This is a genomic window from Pseudoalteromonas fuliginea (assembly GCF_000690055.1).
Classification (GTDB): domain Bacteria; phylum Pseudomonadota; class Gammaproteobacteria; order Enterobacterales; family Alteromonadaceae; genus Pseudoalteromonas; species Pseudoalteromonas fuliginea.
Window position 1 is genome coordinate 23,683 of sequence record NZ_JJNZ01000001.1, and the last position, 23,174, is coordinate 46,856.

Annotated in this window: 12 protein-coding genes; 8 read left to right on the forward strand and 4 right to left on the reverse strand. The window is 39.9% G+C overall.

Going from position 1 to position 23,174, the window contains the following annotated elements:
* The first annotated feature begins 1 nt into the window (after window position 1).
* The 3 genes from DC53_RS20115 (at window position 2) to DC53_RS22500 (ending at window position 12,445) form a co-directional block, all read left to right on the forward strand.
* Window positions 2–11,209 (forward strand): tandem-95 repeat protein, encoded by an 11,208-nt coding sequence (locus DC53_RS20115; protein WP_033028243.1) that lies wholly within the window; start codon window positions 2–4, stop codon window positions 11,207–11,209.
* Window positions 11,210–11,356: 147 nt separating this feature from the next.
* Window positions 11,357–11,929 carry an elongation factor P-like protein EfpL gene (gene efpL / locus DC53_RS20110; RefSeq protein ID WP_007377734.1) on the forward strand — a complete coding sequence of 191 codons (573 nt, stop codon included), beginning with the start codon at window positions 11,357–11,359 and terminating at the stop codon, window positions 11,927–11,929.
* Window positions 11,930–12,250: 321 nt separating this feature from the next.
* A complete protein-coding gene (locus tag DC53_RS22500) occupies window positions 12,251–12,445 on the forward strand; it encodes a hypothetical protein (protein ID WP_033016303.1) in 195 nt (64 codons plus the stop codon).
* Between the two features lie 87 nt (window positions 12,446–12,532).
* Here the strand turns inward: DC53_RS22500 and DC53_RS20100 are convergent, their stop codons facing one another.
* Both DC53_RS20100 and DC53_RS20095 read right to left on the reverse strand, forming a co-directional pair.
* Complete coding sequence (locus DC53_RS20100; protein WP_007377736.1) at window positions 12,533–14,794, reverse strand: sensor domain-containing protein; 2,262 nt, start codon at window positions 14,792–14,794, stop codon at window positions 12,533–12,535.
* 54 nt (window positions 14,795–14,848) lie between these two features.
* Window positions 14,849–17,572: an insulinase family protein gene (locus tag DC53_RS20095; RefSeq protein ID WP_033028244.1), complete on the reverse strand. Its 2,724-nt coding sequence runs from the start codon at window positions 17,570–17,572 to the stop codon at window positions 14,849–14,851.
* A 192-nt stretch (window positions 17,573–17,764) separates the two neighbouring features.
* Between DC53_RS20095 and sixA the strand changes: the two genes are divergently transcribed.
* Genes sixA through DC53_RS20080 form a run of 3 tightly spaced genes read left to right on the forward strand, consistent with a single transcriptional unit; the run spans window position 17,765 to window position 19,361 of the window.
* Window positions 17,765–18,235, forward strand: a complete 471-nt coding sequence (gene sixA / locus DC53_RS20090; protein ID WP_007377738.1) for a phosphohistidine phosphatase SixA — start codon at window positions 17,765–17,767, stop codon at window positions 18,233–18,235.
* A 26-nt stretch (window positions 18,236–18,261) separates the two neighbouring features.
* Window positions 18,262–18,615, forward strand: coding sequence for a RidA family protein (locus tag DC53_RS20085; RefSeq protein WP_024591642.1), 354 nt, complete (start codon window positions 18,262–18,264; stop codon window positions 18,613–18,615).
* 8 nt (window positions 18,616–18,623) lie between these two features.
* Window positions 18,624–19,361, forward strand: a complete 738-nt coding sequence (locus tag DC53_RS20080; protein WP_033028245.1) for an SDR family oxidoreductase — start codon at window positions 18,624–18,626, stop codon at window positions 19,359–19,361.
* A 1-nt stretch (window position 19,362) separates the two neighbouring features.
* On the opposite strand, the gene DC53_RS20075 is transcribed toward DC53_RS20080, so the two are convergent.
* Window positions 19,363–20,292 (reverse strand): AEC family transporter, encoded by a 930-nt coding sequence (locus DC53_RS20075; RefSeq protein WP_033028246.1) that lies wholly within the window; start codon window positions 20,290–20,292, stop codon window positions 19,363–19,365.
* Between the two features lie 27 nt (window positions 20,293–20,319).
* Entirely contained in the window at window positions 20,320–20,877 is a 558-nt protein-coding gene (gene smrB, locus DC53_RS20070; protein WP_024598396.1) for an endonuclease SmrB, read from the reverse strand.
* A gap of 153 nt (window positions 20,878–21,030) precedes the next feature.
* Here smrB and prmB point away from each other — a divergent pair, with 153 nt between their 5' ends.
* Both prmB and aroC read left to right on the forward strand, forming a co-directional pair.
* On the forward strand, window positions 21,031–21,966 hold the full coding sequence (gene prmB / locus DC53_RS20065) for a 50S ribosomal protein L3 N(5)-glutamine methyltransferase (protein WP_033028247.1): 936 nt from the start codon (window positions 21,031–21,033) through the stop codon (window positions 21,964–21,966).
* Between the two features lie 65 nt (window positions 21,967–22,031).
* A complete protein-coding gene (aroC, locus tag DC53_RS20060) occupies window positions 22,032–23,129 on the forward strand; it encodes a chorismate synthase (RefSeq protein WP_008138551.1) in 1,098 nt (365 codons plus the stop codon).
* Window positions 23,130–23,174 lie beyond the last annotated feature (45 nt).

The following is a 23,174-nucleotide window of genomic DNA, read 5'->3' on the forward strand; positions in this document are numbered from 1 at the left end:
TATGAAACATTTGAGCTTAAATAAAACTTTTTTAGGCGTTGCAATCTCTGCCGTAATTGCTAGCGGAGCTTATGCAGAAACAGTAACTGAAGCTGTAGATTTAAAACAATTTTCAAAAAAATCAGCATTAGAAACAGAGGGTGAAATAGTTGTTGATGTAGAGTCAAAAAATCCCTTTTCGGCATTTAGTCGAGGGGAAAAAGCACAATCACACTTAGTAAACTCAGATATAAATAATACATTAAACTTTTTAAAAGAGCAGGGGTTACTCGAAACTAATGAACAAAAAGTAAGTATTGTTACGGGCGATAATACACAGGTAAAAAGTGACTTACTAATAAGAAAGGTGTTTGCAAGTGCAAACTGTACACTACCTGGCGGAGCATGTACCACTGTAAGTTCTTCTAGCTGTACCTTGAGAGGTGGCAGTGTTGGTGCTTGTGGGTCATCTCCAGAAATAGATGTTGAAGAAAGTGGAGCGACAACTGTAAGTGAAGATTTTGGCAGTGTAGCAGCAGATGGAGTAGCAACTACAACAAAAACCTTTACGGTAAAAAATGAAGGCACTGGTAATTTAACGACTACGGCTGTTTCTATAACAAGTGGTAGTAGCGACTTTTCAATTACAGGCGGTACATGTGCTACGAATGGTCAAACATTAAGCTCAGGTATGCAATGTACGATACTTGTTACTGTACAAACGACAACGGTTGGTGGGATATCAGGTAATTTAAGAATTAGCAACACTGATGCAAATGAGAGTATGTATAATGTGTCTTTGAGTGCCACAGGTACTTCTACAAACTCAGCGCCTGTTGTTGATTTAAATGGCACAATGACTCCAGGTACAGGGAGTTTTTCGGCGTTTTCTGAAGGCAGTGGTGCTGTAAATATTGCGCCCGATGCTAGTGCCGCTGATAGTGATGGCGATACAATAACAACAATAACCGTTGCATTAACAAACGATCAAGATGGCACCTCAGAAGGGCTTAATGCTTCAGCGGCTGCGCAAAATGCACTTGGTGGTATATCAGGTGCCTCAGACATTACTTTGCAAGATACAATTTCGATAACGGGTGCATCTGCAACCGTTGCTGAAGTGACGACCTTTTTACAAGCAATAACGTATAATAATACCAGTGCAACACCCAACACAACTTCGCGTACAGTGTCAGTTGTTATCAATGATGGCACTGAAAACAGTATTAGCCGTACAGCGACAACTTCAGTGGCTAACCTTACAGCGGCTAGTTCTACAGCGGCGGGTTTTAGTACCTTAGATGGTACAAATTTAAATCCGGCAATTACGTTTAGTAGTGATAACGAAACATTAACGATAAGTAATCCATCACATATTACAGGTTCAGTGGCTGACGGTGGTACTGGTACAGATACCATTCACGTTCCGACTGGATCCGATTTAACGGCTTTTACTACATTAACAGGCTTTGAAACATTATCAGTGCCTAGCAGCGTCACTTTAACGTTAAGTGAAGCGCAGCATGAGCAATTTACAACGATTTCGGGGAGCGGGGCTCCTGTCTTTACGATTACAGCAGGCAGTGGGGGCGATGCAAATTTAACGGCAAATAGCACCATCGCAACATACGTTTTAAATACACCAGTTTCATTAACGCTTGTAGACAGAGACCAGTCTGTTACAGGCAGTAATTTAGCTGATTCAGTCGATATTTCCAACTTTTCGTACCGAGGAACTCTCGATGGTGGGGATGGCACAGATACACTTACGCTAGCTAATGGCGCGAGTTTAGCGGCGGCAACGATTTCGAACTTTGAAACACTTAATTTGAGCGGCGGCGTATCTGTCACGATGAAAGAAGCGCAGCATGATGCGTTTTCTACAATTTCAGGCGCAGGTACAGATCAAATTACCATTTCAGACGCAACTAATGGTTTAATTGCTGCGAATGATATTGAAACGTATGTGCTCGGTAGTGCAAACACAATTACCTTATCAAATGGCTCACAAAATATAACAGGCAGCACGGGCAATGATACGGTAAATATTGCAGGTTTAACGGTTACAGGTACACTCAATGCAAATGGTGGTACCGATACATTAAGCATGGCAACAGGTGCCGACACCACAAGTGCTACAGTGTCTAGTTTTGAAAACTTAACCCTTGCAACAAACTCATCGGTGGCTTTATCTGCAGCGCAAGTGAGTACATTTACAGGCACTATTACAGCGTCTGGCGCTGAGACGATTACGGTTTCGGGTGATGGTAACTTTACAACACTTAGCAATATTGAAACGTTTAACGTTGGTGATGATTCAACAAATACACGAACAATTACGTTAGGTTCTTCGTCTGTCAATGTGACAAGCGCATCAACAACCGATGCAAATACGTTTGATGTCAGTGGATTAACGTTTACTGGAACAATAACAGGTGAAGCAAGCGTTAATGATACGCTATCTATCAGTAATACGGGGGATATTACTGGAGCAACAGTTTCCAATATTGAAAACCTAACACTTAGCAGTGGTGCACGGGTTTCAATGACGCGTTCGCAACACGCCGGTTTTACAGGCACTATATCTGCAATAGGTTCTGAAACAATTGATGTTTATGGCGATGGTGATTTTTCTACTTTCAGTGATGTTGAAACTTACAACGTATTTGATGATTCTTCAAACAGTAGAACAATTACGATAGTCTCAGCGACTCAAAGTATAATAGATAGATCTAGTAATACAGCAATGACCTTTGCACTTGGTGGCGCTGGGTTTAGTGGCTCATTAACCTCAGAGCTAAATGCTGCAGATAAGGTGAGTGTTACTGACGGTGCTGACGTGACTTCTGGCTCATTCTTTAATATTGGTACATTAAGCTTAGCCTCTGCAGCAACAGTAGCAATTGATGTTAATAATATTAATGATTTTAATACTGCAATTACAGGCTCTGCTGGCGCTGATACACTAAAACTGATGGATGGTGGTATTTTTAATTTTTCCAGCACCACGGTATCGGGTATTGAAAACCTGGCAATCGGCACTAATAACAACACGACTATCACCTTAACCGATAATTTTAATACTGATGCTGGCGTTGTGTCTTTTTCTAATGTTAGTGGCAGTGCAATTACAGCCGCAGTGACCCTGGATGCAAGTGCATTTAGCGCCGACATTTTAACCATGACCTCATCAGATTTTAATGGTGATGATGTACTTAAAGGTGGCTCTGGCGCCGATACTTTGCGCCCAGGTGCTGGTATAGATACGCTAACAGGCAATGCAGGTAATGATAATTTTGTAGGTAGCTCATCACAATTATCAGGGGACACAATTACCGATTTAGCCGTAGGTGATCGCATTACAATTACTGGTATCACAGGGCTTTCAGCCAGTAACGTGCGTTTTAATGGCACAAGTACATTAGAAGTAGATACCAACGCCACTGATTTTAATATTTCTGAACTTACTCTTTCTCTTACTAATGCGCCAGGCAATGATTTAGCTTTTACGGTTGCTGATAGCGGATCAGATTCCGTTATTACATTTGTTTCAGCAAATTCTGCGCCTACATTTAGCTCGCTTAATGGCGGTGCTACGTTTATCGAAGGTTTAAGTGCTGTGAGCATTGATAGCGATATGACAATTGCAGATGCTGAACTTGATGCACTTAACAGCAACGCAGGGGATTACAACAATGCTAGCTTAACTATTCGCCGACGTGGCGGTGCGAGTGCCGAAGATCGATTTGGTCATTCGGGGCTATTAGGGACGTTAACTGAAGGTAATACATTTAGTTATAACGGTAATAATGTAGGGACTGTTACCACAAACTCGGCAGGTACTTTAACGCTAACATTTAATAGCAATGCTACTTCTGCAATTGTAGACTCTGTTGCGCAAGCAATTACCTACGCCAATAACTCAGATATTCCTCTAAATGCAACTGTGCTTGACTATACCTTTAATGATGGTGTCGTAGATAGTACAGGTACTAATCAGGCATCAGTTACAATTACCTCGGTTAACGATGCGCCTACTGTATCAGCAGTCGGGGCTAATCCAACATTTACAGAAAATGGCTCACAAGTTGGTATTTTCTCTTCAGCCTCTATTAATGCTATTGAAAGCGGACAAAATATTGAGCAAATATTACTGACGGTAAGTAATGTAAAAGATATTGGCAATGAGTTCCTTCAATTTGGCACTGATGTTATTAGGCTAGAAAATAATGCATCCGGTACATATTCGGGGTCAGTTAATTTTAGTTATGTTGTCACTCTTAGCGGTTCAAAGGCAACGGTAACGATTGTCGCCTCAGACACTGCGGCCGTATGGCAGAACTATGTTCCTTTCTTAGCTTATAAAAATACGAGTGAATCACCGACAGAAGGAGATAGAGTTGTAACGCTAACGTCTATAAAAGATAGCGGTGGTACATCTAATGGTGGTGTTGATAGATCTACAGGTAGTTTTGGTTCTTCTACGGTTAAAGTAGTGGGTGTAAATGATGATCCAACAGACATTACTTTATCGGCAACAAACATTAATCAATCTTTAGTGTCTTTGGGCGCTGATGTTGGGACTTTAAGTACAACGGATCTTGATGATAGTACGCATACTTACACATTGGTAGCTCCTAGTTCATCAGCCAGTGGTTCGTGTTCATCAAATAGTGGTAACAGTAGCTTTCAAATTAATGGGAGCGTGCTAGAAACTCAAGCCGCCATTTCAGCAGGCACCTATATAGTATGTGTGCAAGCGGATGATGCTTCGTCATCGTTTAAAAAATCATTCACAGTAACGGTGACTGATAATATTGCACCGACAGGGCACAGCGTTTTAATAACTCAAGATACGATTACTCGAGATAATGAAGCCGCGTTAGGTTTTACTCTAAATGGGCTTGAAAGCAGCGGTTCATTTACTTACAAAGTGACTGATGGCTCTAATGAAATTATAGGTAATTCTAGAGCAATAACGGGAGCTTCAGCTCAGGTTACGGGTGTTAATGTAACCACTTTAAATGAAGGTACACTTACACTTTCGGTGACAGTATCAGATACCGCTGGGAATGAAGCCAGCGATGTAACGGCAACAATTGTTAAAAGCTACAACATTAAACCGGTACTATCAGGTACGCCATTGGCGACAATAGATGAAGATTCTCAATACAGCTTTACCGCAACGCTCACTGATCCGGATACAAGCGACATACATACGTTTAGTATTACTAATAAGCCAAGTTGGGCAACATTTGATACGGCCACAGGTTTACTGTCAGGAACACCCACCGATCAAGATGTAGGTACCTCAGCGAATGTCAGTATAAAGGTATCCGATGGTACTGAAGATAGCGCAGCGATGATATTTGATATTGAAGTAAAAAATACCAATGATGCGCCTGTAGGTCAAAACTTTGTATTTAGTTTAGATGAAGGGGCATTATTTGCAGCCATCCCTGTTAATGGTGTATTAAGCAATGCCACTGATGATGACCTTGATAGCGGTGATACATTCACTGCAGTGAAAGTGACAAACCCGTCATCGGGTACGGTTACGCTTAATAGCGACGGTAGCTTTAGTTATCAACATGATGGCAGTGAAAGCACGTCTGATAGTTTCACCTACCAGGTAGAAGATGCCGCAGGAGACAAGTCAGCAGTTCAGACGGTAAGCTTTACCGTTACGCCAGTAGAAGATGCCCCTATTGTGGTTGCCGACTCTATAACAACTGATGAAGATACTCCTGTTACTTTTAGTGTTGTTAGTAATGACAGTGACGCTGAAGATAATATGGTTGTATCTTCTGCTGCGATAGTGGACGCACCGACTAAAGGGCAAGCTAGTATTGCAAATGGAATCGTAACTTATACACCATTGAGTAATGTATCTGGTACAGATTCATTTACATATACAGTAAAAGACAGCACGGGTTTAATATCTGAAAAAGCGACTGTATCGATTACTATAACCCCAGTGAATGATGCGCCGATTGCTATTAACTTTAATGAGATGGTCGATGAAGATACACCAACTTCTGCACTTTCAATTAGAAGCAACGCTACCGATATAGAAGATACTATTCCAACGGGTGATATTAGTGTTGTAGCACAACCATCCAAAGGGTCAGTGAGTGTTGATCAAAATGACGGTACTTTAATTTATACACCTACAGGCAATGAAAACGGAAGCGATACATTTACTTATACGATAGCCGACAGCAATGGTTTGGCATCAAATACAGCCTCTGTGACTGTAACTATAGGTGCGGTGAATGACCGTCCGGTTGTCGTTAATGATGCAGTGACGACCGATGAAGATACTGCAACCAGTGTGGCTATTTTAGCGAATGATTCAGATGTAGAAGACCAAGGTTTTAATGGCGCAAATGTGCTGTTAGAAAATAAAGGCGATGGTGCAGGTGAATATGATTTTGCCAGCGTAAGCGTGAACCTTGATGGTAGTTTAGCAATTACCCCTAAAGCAAATATAAATGGGGTTCACAGTTTTACTTACACCGTTACTGACAGTGAAGGACTTACTTCGGTACCAGCCACAGTTACACTGAGTATTACGGCGATAAATGATGCCCCAGTTGCCGTTGATAACACTGCACAGTTACAAGAAGAAGGGCAGTTTGAGGTCAATGTTCTGGGTAATGATAGTGATGTTGATATTGGTGATAGCCTTAACGCGAGCTCTGTAACGATTGTTACTAACCCTGCAAATGGATCCGTGAGCGTATCAGCAACTGGTGCAATTGTTTACACGCCTCAAGCGAACTTTTTTGGCGATGATAGCTTTACCTATACGGTTGAAGATAGCAACGCAGCTGTATCAAATATAGCGACAGTGACTATGAGTGTCGCTCCCGTGAATGATAAACCGATTGCCGTTGCGCAATCGCAATCACTGGATGAAGATGGCTCAATACTACTGACGTTAGTTGCAACAGATATAGATCAAGACACGTTAAGTTACCGGATAGTCAATGCGCCAAGCAAAGGAACTTTGGTACAGCAAAGTAACGATAGTTGGCTTTATACGACGAATGAAAACATTAATGGTACAGACAGCTTTACGTTTGTGGCCAACGATGGTGAAATTGATTCTGATGAAGTCACTGTATCGTTAATTATCAATGCAATTAATGATGCACCTACGGTCGCTGGGCAAGTACTTTCAACAAATGAAGATACAGCGCTAACGGTTACTCTATCGGGTAATGATATTGAAGAGCAGTCTCTAAGCTATCGAGTGGTAACTGAGTCTGCTAATGGCAGTACGACCTTAACCGGTAACATACTTATTTATACACCAAACAGTAACTTTAATGGCAGTGACTCTGTGAGCATTGTGGCTAATGATGGTGAGCTTGATTCAGAGTTTGCACGTATTTCGATTACGGTCGACAGTGTTAATGATGCACCGTTGATAAGTGGGATACCTGCGGCATCAGTGAACGAAGACAGTGAGTATTTATTTATCCCGATAGCAAGCGATACGGATAATGATACGCTGACATTTAGTATTAGTAATAAACCTAGTTGGGCGAGCTTTAATAGCGAAACCGGAAAATTAAGTGGTACGCCACTCAATGCGCAGGTAGGTAGCTACAGTAACATCGTTATAAGTGTTAATGATGCAACAGTGACTCAAAGTTTAGCGCCATTTAATATTACGGTTATTAATACTAATGACGCACCAACAATCACGGGTACGCCGACAGCACAGGTTAATGAAGAAGAGTCGTACAGCTTTACACCAAGTGCACAAGATATGGATGGGGATGCATTAACCTTCAGTATCAGTAATAAGCCAAGTTGGGCTAGCTTTAATAGCGCAACAGGGCAACTTAGTGGCACACCAGTAAGAGAAAATGCAGGTCAATTTACTAATATTGTTATTGCAGTAACTGACGGACAACTTGAAGCACGCTTACCTGCATTTACAGTAACAGTAAATAACACAAATAAAGCCCCAGTGTCGCAAAGTATGATGTTAGATGTTCTTGAAGACGCTTCTATTACTTTTGCTCCAGATGTCTCAGATCTTGATGACGATATACTTACGCTAACAGCCATATCGCAGCCTCAATTTGGTACTTTAAGTAAGCAAGGCAATGTGTTTACGTACTCACCAAATGCGAATTACTTTGGTATTGACAGTTTTACGTACATTGTAAGCGATGGTACAGAACAATCTGCAATCGCTACGGTAAGCTTGAATGTTATTTCAGTGAATGACAGACCTGTTGCAAATCCTGATGTATTCTCATTAGATATAAATGAGGAAAACACGTATTTATTGGATGTATTAGCCAATGATACCGATGCTGATGAACAACCATTGAGTATTATCGGTGCAAGCGCGAGCGTGGGGAGTGTAACAATTGAAAATGGTGTGATTGCATATAAATCGCAAGCGAGTACACAAGGGATTATTCAGATTAGTTACCTGATTGAAGATCCAGATAAAGCAAGAAGTAGAACGACTGCTAAATTAACGTTGAATAAACAAACAGATGATGTGCCAACGATTGAAACACCGGTTGATTTGGATATTAATGCTAAAGGATTGTTCACTAAGGTGGATTTAGGTGTACCGCTTGCTACTGACAATCAAGGTAACCGATTGGCAGTATCACTCGTTGATTCAACGTCACTGTTTACTCCTGGAAGTCATTTGGTCTATTGGCAGGCTTTTGACAGTAATGGGCTTGAAGCAATTGCTACACAGAGCATTAATGTTAATCCGCTTATTTCTTTAAGTAAAGATAGCCAAGTAGCAGAGGATCAAACATATCGCTTTAATGTATTTTTAAATGGCGAGTCACCGACCTATCCAGTAACAATTCCTTATACTGTTTCAGGTACGGCCAACAGTGCTGACCACGATTTAACATCAAGTGAATTAGTTATTGAAAGTGGCGTCCAGGGGCAAGTAAGCTTTACTGTTTTTGCTGACTCAGAAATTGAAGGCAACGAAACAATTATTGTTTCATTAGCGAATACGTTAAATCTGGGTGCGAGATCAACGGTTAATATTACGATTGTTGAAGATAATGTAGCACCTACAATCTCTACATCGATTAAGCAAAATGAGGAAGCTAGATCGCTTGTCGCGATAGGCGAGGAGTTAGTCACTATTACTGGGGTCGCTGAGGACGTAAACCCAAGTGATAACGTAACACTAAATTGGTTATCACAAGATGATCAGTTAACTAATACCAGTACAAATGAGGGGGAATTTGTTTTTTCAACACAATCACTTGCTCCGGGTATTTATAAAGTGTCAGTGACGGCTGAAGATGACGGTGAACCAAACTTATCGACAACAAAAGAAATCTATGTTGAAGTAGTACAGTCTCTTGATGCCCTCGATTCGGGTGATTCTGATGGCGATCTAATACCGGATGACCAAGAAGGCTTTACCGATACTGATAATGACGGCATACCAGATTACCTAGATGCTATTAGTCAATGTAATGTGGTACAAGGTCAAGTCAAAGACAGTGACAAGTTTTTAGTTGAAGGCGAGCCAGGTGTCTGTGTTAGAAAGGGCGTGACTGTTGTACAAAATGTGACAGGAGGGGTTCAATTATTAGAGAGTGAATTACCAGCCGACGCTAACGCATTAAATATTGGTGGAGTATTTGACTTTATTGCGACAGGGCTTCCAAACCCTGGAGATACCTACAGTATTGTATTTCCACAAAGAAAGCCAATCTCACAAAATTCCACTTATAGGAAGTTTAAAGAAGGCCAATGGGTTGATTTTGTATCTACAGCACAGGACCAAATATTATCTGCTGCGGGTGAACCAGGTTATTGCCCACCACCAAGAAGTAGTGAATGGACGCAAGGCCTAGCGGAAGGCGCATGGTGTGTGCAACTACAAATTGTTGACGGTGGTCCAAATGATGATGATGGAAAAGCAAATGGCTCTATTGTAGATCCTGGCGGTGTTGCTGTTGTGCGTACAACGAATCAGTTACCACAAGCAAATCAAGATGAAGTAACGATAGGTGCAGGTGAATCTATTACTATTGATGTGCTAGAAAATGACACAGACATAGATGGAGATGCATTAACACTGACGGGTGCGACGGTTGATTTTGGGCAAGTGAGTATTATTGATAATCAGATACTTTATACTCCGCCTACATCATTTATCGGTATTGCGACCATTGAATACAGCATTACTGATGGACAAGGAGGAACATCTAACAATAATGCTAAGGTTAACTTGGTGGCAAATAATGCACCAACAGCAATATTTGATACAGCTAGCACCACCGATCGCGTATCAATAGAAATTGATGTACTTGGTAATGATACTGATATTGATATGGATGAATTATTTATTATTAGTGCAGCGGCAACTTATGGCACTGTATCAATTAATATTAATGGCACTTTACAATACATGCCAAAGGTAGGTTTTGAAGGTGTTGATACTGTCGACTATACAATTAAAGACAGTAAAGGAGCTAAATCTTCGGCACAAGTTGAAATTACCGTTAGTGCAGTAAAATCAGTTTCTATTAGTAATAAGTCATCGGGAGGAAGTATGGGAGGCGTTGGGTTGTTGCTGATTTCAATGTTGGTATTTAGCCGTCGAAAGTCATTGTTTCCAAGTTTTGCGATAATTACTACAAGTTGCTTAATAAGTGGCAGTGCACTCGCTGATGCATGGTCTTTTGAGGGAACTGTAGGTCAAGCTAAAGCTAAGCATTCTTTGGCAATAACGGACAGTGATGTTAAGACCATTTCAGTTGATGATAAAGATACTAGTTGGTCAGTGGGCGCTTACTATGAGCTAGCTCCTAATTGGGAAGTTGCAATACGGTATATTGATTTAGGGCAAGGACGTGTTGAATTAACAGCGGATACAACAACACCAAATGACCTTCATAATGACTACGCGCGTTATGCTCCAATCTTACCAAAAGGTGTTGCCACGGAAGTCGGTTATTTATTTATGCCTGCTGAATCATTTAGTACTAAGTTGTTTTTGGGGGCTTATCGCCATCAATATAAAATACAAAGTGATATAACCAATGGTGCAACGCTAGAGTCTAAAAAGCATACGACCAAGCTTTATGCGGGTGGTTCAGTTGGGTATTCGATTTATAAAAATACCGAATTACTACTCAAGTATAGCTACTATAAAGTGTCAAAAAACGATGTAAGTGAGCTATCTGCTGGCGTTAAAGTCCGCTTTTAAAGTCACTCTTAATAAATCAGCGCGCCATTAAGGGGCGCTGATTTTAAGTATTATTCAAAAAGTATCACTAAGTTGTTTTGTTTCTATTGAAGAATCCTGAGTTCGTGGTATGTTTCTCGCAATCAAAAAAATAATAGGAATTCACACATGCCAAAGGCGAGTGATGTTAAAAAAGGTACTGCTATTGATTTTAATGGCCGAGTGCTAGTTGTAAAAGATATTGTGCGCTCTGTGCCGCAAGGCCGTGCTGGTGGCAGTTTATATCGAATGCGTTTATACGATGTAGTAACTGGCAGCAAAGTGGATGAAACATTTAAAGACAGCGATATGCTAACGCTTGCTGATTTAACACGTCGCGAAGCAATGTTGTCGTATATTGATGGCGACGAGTATGTTTTCATGGATAACGAAGATTACACGCCATATAACTTAAATAAAGATGCTATTAGCGAAGAGATTCAATTTGTAAATGAAGAAACCCAAGGTGTGCATGTTATTGTCATTGACGGTGCACCAGTAGGCCTTGATTTACCATCAAGTGTTGAGCTTGTTGTTGAAGAAACCGACCCTTCAATTAAAGGGGCTTCTGCAAGCGCTCGTTCAAAACCTGCACGTATGTCTACAGGCTTAAATATTTCTGTGCCTGAGCATATTTCAACAGGTGACCGTATTCGTATAAATACTGTTGAACATAAATTCATGGGCCGTGCTGAAAAGTAAGTTATAAACTTTAAAAAAGCCGAGCCTTAATTTAGATGGCTCGGCTTTTTTGTATGTAAGAGGTTTATTGCTGTAAATTCAACCAAAATAACGCTAGAATACACGCCTTATTTTTAGGCTATTTAATACCAATCCGTAATAATACTTAATCAATTTGAGTGATTAAATCTGACGTTAACAGCGTTAAAAATTCTGATACATGACTGCATGGATGCGGGGTAATGCAGGAGTTAAATAACGAAATTTTTGCCTTGTTATCGACACGATTTTCTTACTTCAAAATAGATCACTTAATTAAGCGAATTGGTATAGGGTGTAGATTTGTTTATTGTTTTACTAAGTTGTGTGTTTATAGCCGTGATGTATTTGGAAACGATTAAAAAAGGCATGCCAATTAAGCGATGGCTTATTTTGGCTGGTTTACTTGGGCCGGTAGCATGGTGCTTGTTTAACTTACATTATCGCCGCGCATTGGTACGAAATGTAGGGATCAAAGCATGTATATGGCGCCCTTAATTTATACCGTTCTGAATAAGTGTTGGGACAATTTAACGAATTAAATCACCCCATACCTAAGCAGATTGGTATTAACTGGAAGTCTGGTTAGCTTATTGATGCCATATTTTCAGTATCCGTTCTAATTAGACTAGGCGCAGCTTTAGTTTGTTGTTGTTTCAAAAAATCAGTAAACTCGTCTTTAGAGAGTGGCTTAGAATAAAAGTAACCTTGTACTGTTTCACAATTCAATTTTTTTAGTATTTCAATTTGTTCAGCCTGTTCAACCCCTTCGGCAACGACATGTAAATCAAGGTTATGTGCAATCGTCACAATTGAGTCGACCATATTACGACCACGTTCATTTTTCATATCATCTATAAATGCCTTGTCTACTTTTAACGTGTTAAGCGGAAATTGTTTTAAGTACGCCAAGGAAGAGTAACCGGTGCCAAAGTCATCCATTGCTAAGTGAATCCCTCGGGCACTTAATGAGCGCATAATCGCAATGGCTTCTTTGGGATCATCCATTACAGTACCTTCGGTAATTTCAAGCTCTAAGAAATATGAAGGTAGTTCATTTTTTTGTAAAATAACGTCAATGCGAGATGTTAAATCGGGTAGGCTGAATTGTTTAGCTGATAAATTAACGGCGACTCGACCACTAAATAGACCGCTATCAAGCCATTGTTTAACATCTCTGCAAGCTTTGTTTAATACCACTTCACCAATTTCAATTATTTGACCTGTTTCTTCAGCTATAGGTATAAATACACCAGGGCTAATAATGCCTTTTTTAGGGGTTATAAAGCGAACCAACGCCTCCATCCCTGTTAACTTTCCGGTGCGAATATTCATTTTTGGTTGATAGTAAACCTCAAAATGATCTTCTTTTAGGCCAAAACGCATAAGGTTTTCTATTTGCAGGCGTTTAACTGCTTGGCGGTTCATCGTGTCGTTAAAAAACAGATAACTATTACCTTTCTTTTTAGCGTGATACATGGCCGTATCTGCATTTTTCAAAAGTAGTTCTGGTGTATTACCATCTTCAGGAAAGAGTACAATGCCAACGCTTGAAGTAATCGCGAGCTCATGACCAGCCATTTTAAAAGGTGTAGCAATAGCGGCTAAAAACTGTTTAGCCGTGCGGGTGATCACATGAATATCATTGGTATCAGACATTACTAGAGCAAACTCATCGCCCCCTAAACGGTAAAATACATCGTTCTCTCGGGTTAGTTTATTTAAGCGCATAGCGAGCTTTGCAAGCAGGCTATCGCCTAACTGGTGTCCTAATGAGTCGTTTATCTTTTTAAAGTTATCTAAATCGAATACAAGCAGCGCATGGTGTGAATTTTGTTTAACTAACTTATGTAAATCGGTAAAAAATAAATTTCGGTTAGGCAGGCTTGTTGTACGGTCGCGATTTGATAAATTATGCAGTTGTGATTCTGCTTTTTTACGTTCAGTTAAGTCAGAGTAAACAATCACGTAATTTGTAATTTGGTTTTGATCATTTTTAATTTCATCAATTGAAATTTCAAATGGTAGTAAAACGCGTTCGCTATTACGTAGCTTTACCTCTCGTTGGATATGTTCATTCTCACGTACAATTTCGATAATTGTATCAATGAAGCCTTGTTCATAACCCGGTAAGGTAAAGTCTTTTTTAAGGTATTGTTCTCGCACACCGCCAAAGAGGGTTAAAAAACTAGGGTTTATATCAACTAACTTAAAGTTTTTGTCGTAAATAGCCAGCGCATCAGTTAGCGACTCAACACATTTTGCAAAGAGATTCAAACGCTCTTCGGTTGATTTTAACTGTGATATATCTCGTACAGTACCCGTCATTCTTAGTGGTGATAGGTTGGTATCTTTTTCTATAATTTTGCCGCGATCAAGGACCCAATGCCAACGGCCAAAGGTATCTTTAATACGATAAGTCGCTTCGAAAAAAACGGTTTTTTCTGCAAAGTGTTTTTTAAGTAAGTGTTCAACGTTTGTAATATCGAGTGGGTGAATGAGACTTTTATTTGGAGGGAAACCTATTAACGTAGTTGAGTTCATCATATATTTGTCGTTTATTCGAATAACTTCCCCCGTTTTTATGTTCCAATCCCATAAAGTATCACCACTGCCTTCAACAGTACTTTTAAGGCGCCTTTCGGATAAACGAAGTTGTCGACGTGAGCGCTTAAGTTTGTGGATTACAAACAACAGATAAGGCAAAGCAAGCGCTATAATGGCGCTTGCTAAAATAAGGATGGTATCTGAATTGTAATTAAATGATGACTCAAAAGCATAAAGCTTAAATGAGTAAGCAAGTAATACAACTGACAAGCTTAATTTTGTTATTATTTTGATTATCATTTTTTTATTACTTCAAATTTACAAATGATAATCTAAAACAAGCTAAACCAAGAGTCAAAGAGAATGCGAATAAACAGGCATATTTTGAGGTTTATTGTCTTTAGCTGAGCTTAAAAGCTCATATCTTGGTCGATTTTCATCAAATAGGATGACGGCATACTCTTTTATATCTTTGAGTGTTAATGCGTTTAATGCATTAAGTAACTTTTGCTGCATATTAAATTCATGATCTCTGTTGCCTATTGCAAGCCAAAAACGTTGCGAGCGTAACCGTAGGTTTTTATCTTTTTCAGCAATATGGGTCGTTAAGCCATGTTTCTGTTGCTGCCAATTTTCTTCATTAAGCTCATCGATGTTGGTTAAATATTTATTAACAAAGCTGTTATGTCTATGCATTAATGTTTTTGCGATAAACTTTGGCGATTGTATATAAAAAGCAATACCCGCACGAGTGTTAAAAGGAGCATAACCAGCCCCAACTAAATAACCTAGCTGTTGTGTGGTTCGTAACTCGTTAAAGTAGTCTTGGTTCATTAAGTGATTAAGTGCCATTAATTTAACTTTTTCGATTACACAATCAGTTTTTGCTTGATAATACACAACCATTGCATGGTCACTGCAAGGCAGCTCTAGTTCGTAGCGTGTTACTTTTTCAATTTCAAATAGCGGGCGTCTTAAATCATCAATTATGGCTGCGTTTTTTAAGTGTTCGGCGACCTTTTTTTGAAAGGCTATTGCATCACTTTGCTGCCAGTTACCATGTAAAAATGATTCAACATGTAGTGCTTTAAAAAAGTCTTGTCTGAATTCATTAAATTGCTGAAAACTTGTGTTTTTTAATGCTGATGCAAGTTGGTCTGGTTGTGGATTCCAAGGCATTACTTTAGCACCTAAAATACTAAACAGTTCACTAACTGGTTTGTTTTGGTTGCTATTTCGCCAGTGCCTGACAAGTTGTTTTTTGTATTCAGCAAAACGTTTTGCACAAATGTCGACATTAAAGAGGGCGTCAAGAAGCTCATCAACTAATTCTAATTGGCTAGACGATAATCCGGCTGTATGCAGTGTTAAACCGCCTTGGTGAGATGTTAAATGGTAACTTAGCCCTGCCAGCTCCGCTGGGTAAAATTGTTCACCTACGCTATCCATAAATAAATCAGTAAATAAGCGAGTCAGTGCCATGTGTTTTACGTCTTTTACTGCAAAGTCAGAGTCCAAGGCTAAATAAAAATGGCCTTTTGCTACTCTAAAAGTATTGTCTTGCTTAAACCAAAAGTCAAAACCGGGCTCTTTTACTAAAAGTTCAGGTTTTATTTGTGGTTTTTCTACATCATATAGCACTACATTTTTTGTTAAGTAAGGGTTTGCCGTTGGCAGTAGCATATCTTTCAGTGGTTTATTTATATCACTTAAAGCATCGAGCCAGCTGGGTGATATTTTTTCAACTTTATAAGGGGTGTTATACCATGCAGTTTTGTGTTCTGGTTCTACATCAGGGTGGATAAGAACAATACGCATATTATGCGGCGTTAACCATTGCATTGCGATTTCGTGGGTGGCTTTTTTAAAGCCCTCCATCAAGTAGTCGCCTTGTACATAATTGACTTCATCGTAATGTTGCATATTTATACTTAAATTACTGACCCAATCGATTAGACGTGACTTTTCTTGATTATCGAAAGCAATTTGTAATAGGTTTTTTTTATCTTGATAAAGACGAGGTAACTTCTCTGTATTGGCATTAATTAAGCAAATATATTCAAACACCATTTCAATAATGTCTTCAAAATATTCAATACCTTCGTCAGTGAGCGCCATGCTTATATTAAAATCTTTAAAGTTACTGCCGTTAATACCGCCGCCAGCTGAGAGCGCATTTATCCAACCTTGTTCTTTTAAAATAGAGTAAAGAGAACCTGCACCTTCATAACCTAATAAATGAGCAATAAAACTCACCGTTTTATGGCGATAAAAATCATCAATATTTGGCATCGCAAAACTGACAATCAGTTTTTGCATATGTTTGTGCGGCTCAATATGCAGCACTTTCCCTATATCTTGTTTACGGTAAAGTGGCTCACTGATCTCTGGTTTTTTAAGGTTTTTATTACCGTTAATTTCGTTAAAATATGTATTAGTCCAGCTTTGTAAGGTGTCGAGCTCTTCATTGGCGCAAATAACTAACGTCATCCACTGGGCTTGATAAAAAGCATTAAAAAAATCCCGAAGTTCGTCACTTATACAGCGCTCCCTGTCTGCCAACGTTTGTAGATTACCAACTGAAAACTTGGCAAAAGGGTGGGCTGGATTTACCGTTTCTTTATGTGCTTGATAAATACGGCGGCCATCGTCTTTAATTTTTAGTTTAAATTCGGCTTCAATTGCGTTGCGTTCTTTTTCGGTTTCGGCTGAGTTTAAAAGTGGCGCAATAAAAAAGCGGCTAAATTGCTCTAATGCATTTTTAAATTCTTGATTATTAATATCAAAAAAATAGCAGGTATGCTCTGTGCCAGTCCACGCATTAGTGTTTCCACCGGCTTGAGATACATAATTATTAAAACTACCAGAGTCTGGAAATTGGTCAGTACCTAAAAAAAGCATATGTTCTAAAAAGTGTGCGAGGCCTTGTCTATCAAGAGGATCGTCAAAATGACCAGCATTTACTGCCATAGATGCAGCCGCTTTTGTTGAATCTTTATCTTGCACAAGTAGTACTTTTAGACCATTGTCCAGTGTAAGAGCTTTATATGCTCTGTTATCATTGCGACTGATATTCAAATGATGCTCCTGAAATTAAACGTTTACTTGTTAACAACAGATGATAACTTCAGGAAAGTGGAATACGACTAAAAGGTTTACCTGAATATCACGAAAGAACTATTTTAGAAAAAAATAGGTTTATGTTTTTAATATAGCGGACAAATGGGCAAATTGGCTACTGTTTTATACTCTTTAATCGGTTGATTTTTTATGAAAACAATCCTAATAATGCGCCACGGCGAAGCAACACCGATGCAGGCTGATGATGCTGCTAGAAATTTGACTCAAACGGGTCATACTGAAGCCGAGAAAATGGGCCTATGGCTTGCTAAACACTACCCACCTGATGCCTTGTTAGTTAGCCCTTACATTCGTGCTCAGCAAACTGCAGAAAACGTTGCTAAAAATGCAGAGTTTAAATTTAGCGAAACATGCAGTGATATTGTGCCTGAAGGAAAACCGCAAATAGCAGCGGATTATCTCGAAACGCTTATAGCAGCACACCCCCAATGCAACACTTGGCTTGTGGTAGCACATATGCCAATTGTGAGTTATTTAGTTGATCAATTATGCCCTGGTAACATGCCTATTTTTAATACGGGTGCCATTGCTGTAATAAGTTACGATGAAAGAACTCAACGCAGCCAGTATATGAGTATCAATGCTCCCGATAATGTATAAATTTAATTAATAATATGAGTGAAGAAATGACTATTGAACGCCTTCAAACCGGTGCGCGCATGAGCCGTATTGTAAAACATAACGGCACTGTGTATTTATGTGGGCAGGTATGCGCCGACGCGCAAAAAGATATCAAAGAACAAACTCAAACTATGCTTGATAAAGTAGAGGCGCTGCTTGATGAAGCGGGAAGTTCAAAAGAACATATGCTTAGCGCGACTATTTATGTAAAGAGCATGGAATACTTTGCTGATATGAATGCAGTATGGGATGCATGGGTAACCGAGGGTTATGCACCAGCACGTGCCTGCGTTGAAGCTAAAATGGCACGTGATGCACTGCTTGTTGAAATTTCAGTAGTTGCAGCTTTAAAAGAATAGTAGCTTTAATGAATCGCTCCCCCGTTGTACTTATTACAGGCTCTAGCCGAGGTATTGGCGCAGCTACCGCACTATATTTTGCAAAGCACGGTTATAATGTTTGCATTAATTATAAAGCTGATTTAGCTAGTGCAATGTTGGTGGCAGAAAAAGTAAAGCGATTAGGCGTTGAGGCTGAAGTAATTCAAGGTGATGTATCACTAGAGGCTGACGTTTTAGCTTTATTTATGCATATAGATAAAGTCTTTGGTCGGCTTGATGTACTAATAAATAACGCTGGTATTTTAAAACCACAAATGCCTTTGTTAGAAATGAGTGCTGAGCGCATAAACGTAGTTTTGACTACAAATATTACCAGTGCTTTTTTATGTAGCCGTGAGGCTATAAAGCGAATGGGAAATGGCGGCAGTATTGTTAATGTATCATCGAGGGCTGCTAAAACGGGCTCTCCTAATGAGTACATTGATTATGCAGCATCCAAAGGTGCAATGGACACATTTACTATTGGCTTGGCAAAAGAGGTGGCAAGTAAAGGTATTCGTGTTAACTCGGTTAGACCAGGGCTTATTTACACTGATATGCATAGCGATGGTGGTGAAAAAAACCGAGTTGATCGTCTTAAAAGTAAATTACCCCTTGGCAGAGGCGGTACACCCGAGGAAGTTGCTGCAGCAATTTACTTTTTAGCTTCGGAGCAGGCTTCTTTTACAACGGGTAGCTTTGTTGATGTAGCTGGCGGTTTGTAAGCTAAAGTAATAAAGCTAGCCAAAACGTAAAGCTAATAACACTTAAGATAGTAGAAAGTACGACAGCCCCAGCAAGGGTAGCTTCATGCTGCTTTATTTGACTTGCAATAAGATAAGCATTTACGCCAACAGGGGACGCACTTAAAAGTACCAATACATTAAGTATTTGCGTGTCTAGCTCAAATACATAAGTGCCTACCAATAAAACTAACGCAGGCAATAAAAATATTTTTAAAATTGATGCTATTAACGCCGGTTGCCAATTTGCAGCTATTTTATAAAAAGCTAAATTTGCACCAAGTACAAATAGTGCACAGGCAATTGCTGGTTTAGCTAATAGCTCTAAACTATTTACTAAGTCGGTAAACAGTGTAACTCCTAATATGTTTAATATAAGCCCGCACCCAATACTCAGTACTATTGGGTTTAACACCATATTTTTTCCAAAGTGCGACCACGAAAATTTATCGCTACTGCCTTTAGCGCCTATTAAAAAAGTAAGTGCAAATAACAATGTGCTATGAAAAGTAATGATCATAAACGCAATGGCTATCATCTCTTTGCCAAGCGATGCAATAACAATAGGGATACCCACTAACACCATATTTGAATAGCTAGAAGCAAGTCCAAAGACACCGTGTTGTTGGTAATTTTTTAAATGTTTTTTACTTAAATAAAAGCGGTCAATTAAAATACCCACCCCAAATACACTCAGAACAGGTATGTAAAAGCTCAAAAATGCAAAAAGGCTAATGCTTTGCTGTAAGTTAATTTGCGACATATTTAATAATAAAAAAGCAGGCAAACTAATATAAAAGGTAAACTTACTCAGGCCTGCGATATGCTGCTTGTCGAAAAATTTTAATCGGCAACAGCTATAACCAAACGCAACAATAAAAATGAGCGGAAAAATAATTGAAAAAATATGCACGTAGTTACATCCTAGTAATGGCTAAAGTTAGCGTCTAAATTCATCACTTTGCGGTAAATTAATTAAAATAAGTACAGCGCCTCTTCCACCATATTCGAGAGGGGCTTGGTGCATCGCTATTACGTCAGGATGCTGTACTAAGTACTGCGGTACTTTGTGCTTTAGTACACCGCCGCCAATACCGTGCACTACACATGCGCAATAATAATGCTGCTTTTTACACTCGTGAATGAGTCCAGCGAGTTCATCTTTAGCAAGTTCTTTATTTAAGCCATGTAAATCTAGCGTCAAATCGGGTGCAAAGTCACCACGGCGAAGCTGTTTAGCTAGGAAGCTATCTTGGCCAGGTTTTACATATTTAACCGTACCGTGGGTGTCTATATCGGGAATATAAACGTCTGAGAAAAAAAATTCAGACTGAGCCTGCTTTTTTTGCTGGGCAAATTGCTTAGCTTGTGACACCTTAGGTTTTGTATCAAAACGATGAGTATCTTGTTTAAATACTTTAGCGCCTGTGATCGTTTGACGAAATAAGCTTATGTCGTCATTGCTTAGGGACGAATGTGATGGAGTGTCTTTTTTCATAACTATTACCTAAACAAAAAAACGTAAAAACGCAGCGCAAAAGGCGGTACAATACTTAAATGAGGGGGCAATTGTAATTTGCCCAGCGCAGATAGGCAATGCAATCGTCTTAAAGACTCAAAACAGTCAGTAAGCTAATACAGGTAAAAATATATGAGCGATTTACAAATAGAAGAAGCAACACTCGAAGAAGCCGTTGCAGAACTGTCAACTTTACATGACTGGTTACGTTGGACTACAAGCCAATTTGCAAGTAGTAGTATATTTTTTGGACACGGTACAGATAACGCATGGGATGAAGCTGTAAGCTTATTACTGCCTGCGCTTAGCTTGCCTGTTGATGCGCCAAAAGAATTAATGCACGCGCGTTTAACAAGCACAGAAAAAAACCGACTTGCGGGTCTTATTGCAGAACGTATTAACGACTGCACGCCAGTACCTTACTTAACAAACATTGCATGGTTTGCGGGTATGCCATTTTATGTTGATGAACGGGTACTTATACCTCGCTCACCATTTGCTGAGCTTATCAGTAACCGTTTTACACCCTGGCTTGAAGAGCCACAATCGGTTAACCGTATATTAGATTTATGTACGGGTTCGGGTTGTATCGCAATCGCACTTGCGCAAGCTTTTGAGCAGGCACAAGTTGATGCGGTAGATATATCGTATGAAGCGCTTGAAGTGACAGACATAAACATTAACGATTACATGTTAACTGAGCGCGTGTTACCGATTCAATCTGATGTATTTAGCGGTGTACCAGGTCAAAAATACGACCTAATAGTAGCAAACCCACCGTATGTTGATGCAGAAGATATGGCTGACCTGCCACGTGAGTTTCATCATGAACCAGAGCTTGGGCTTGCATCAGGCCACGATGGTTTAGATGTAACCCGTACTATATTAAGCGAAGCGAGTGATCATCTAACAGATAACGGTTTGTTATTTGTAGAAGTTGGTAACTCTATGGTACATATGGATGCACTGTATCCGGGCGCGCCGTTTGAATGGATTGAATTTGAACAAGGCGGCTTAGGTGTATTTGTAATTAGCAAAAAGCAGCTAGATGAGTATTTTGCAAAATAAGTAAAAAAATGAATAGCCAAGCCCTGTGCTTGGCTATTGGTAGTCATTAGGAATGAGGAAAGTTAATGGCAGGTAATAGCATTGGGCAGTTATTTAAAGTGTCCACCTTTGGTGAGAGCCACGGCGTTGCATTAGGCGGCGTTGTTGATGGTACTCCCGCAGGTCTTGAAATCACAGAGGCCGACTTACAAATTGATTTAGATCGCCGAAAACCAGGCCAAAGCCGTTACACAACGCAGCGCCGTGAAAGCGATCAAATAAAAATATTAGCAGGCGTTTTTGAAGGTAAAACCACAGGTACCAGCATTGGTTTATTGATTGAAAATACCGATCAACGCTCGCAAGATTACGGCAAAATTAAAGATGTATTTCGCCCAGGTCATGGCGATTACACGTATTGGCATAAGTACGGCTTGCGCGATTATCGCGGTGGCGGTCGTTCATCTGCACGCGAAACCGCGATACGTGTAGCGGCAGGTGCTATTGCTAAAAAATACTTAAAGCAATTTCATGGTATTGAAGTTAAAGCATGTTTAAGTCAGCTTGGCCCTATTAAGGCGGAAACGTTTGACTGGGATGAAGTGGAAAATAACTTATTCTTCTTCCCTGATGCAAGTAAGCTTGAAGCGCTTGACGAATATATGCGTGACCTTAAAAAGCAAGGTGACTCAGTTGGCGCTAAAGTAAAAGTAGTGGCAAGCAATGTACCTGTTGGTCTTGGAGAGCCAGTATTTGACCGTCTTGACGCCGAACTTGCACATTCATTAATGAGTATTAACGCTGTTAAAGGCGTTGAGATTGGTGATGGCTTTGACGTAGTTGAGCAAAAAGGCTCTGAGCATCGTGATGAACTAACCCCTGAAGGTTTTACATCAAATCATGCAGGTGGCGTACTTGCGGGTATTTCGACAGGGCAAGACATTATTGCTTCTATTGCGCTAAAGCCAACCTCGAGCATTACCATCCCAGGTAACAGCATTAATACAAGCAATGAAGCGGTTGAGATGATCACTAAAGGTCGTCACGATCCGTGTGTTGGCATTCGTGCAATCCCGATTGCTGAGGCAATGATGGCTATTACATTAATGGACCATTTACTGCGTCAACGCGGACAAAATCCACATGTAAACCACGAACACGGGCCAATTAACGGCTCAGTGTAAGTGTTTATTATGAGCGCGGTTAAACCTTATGAGGCGGCCGCGCTC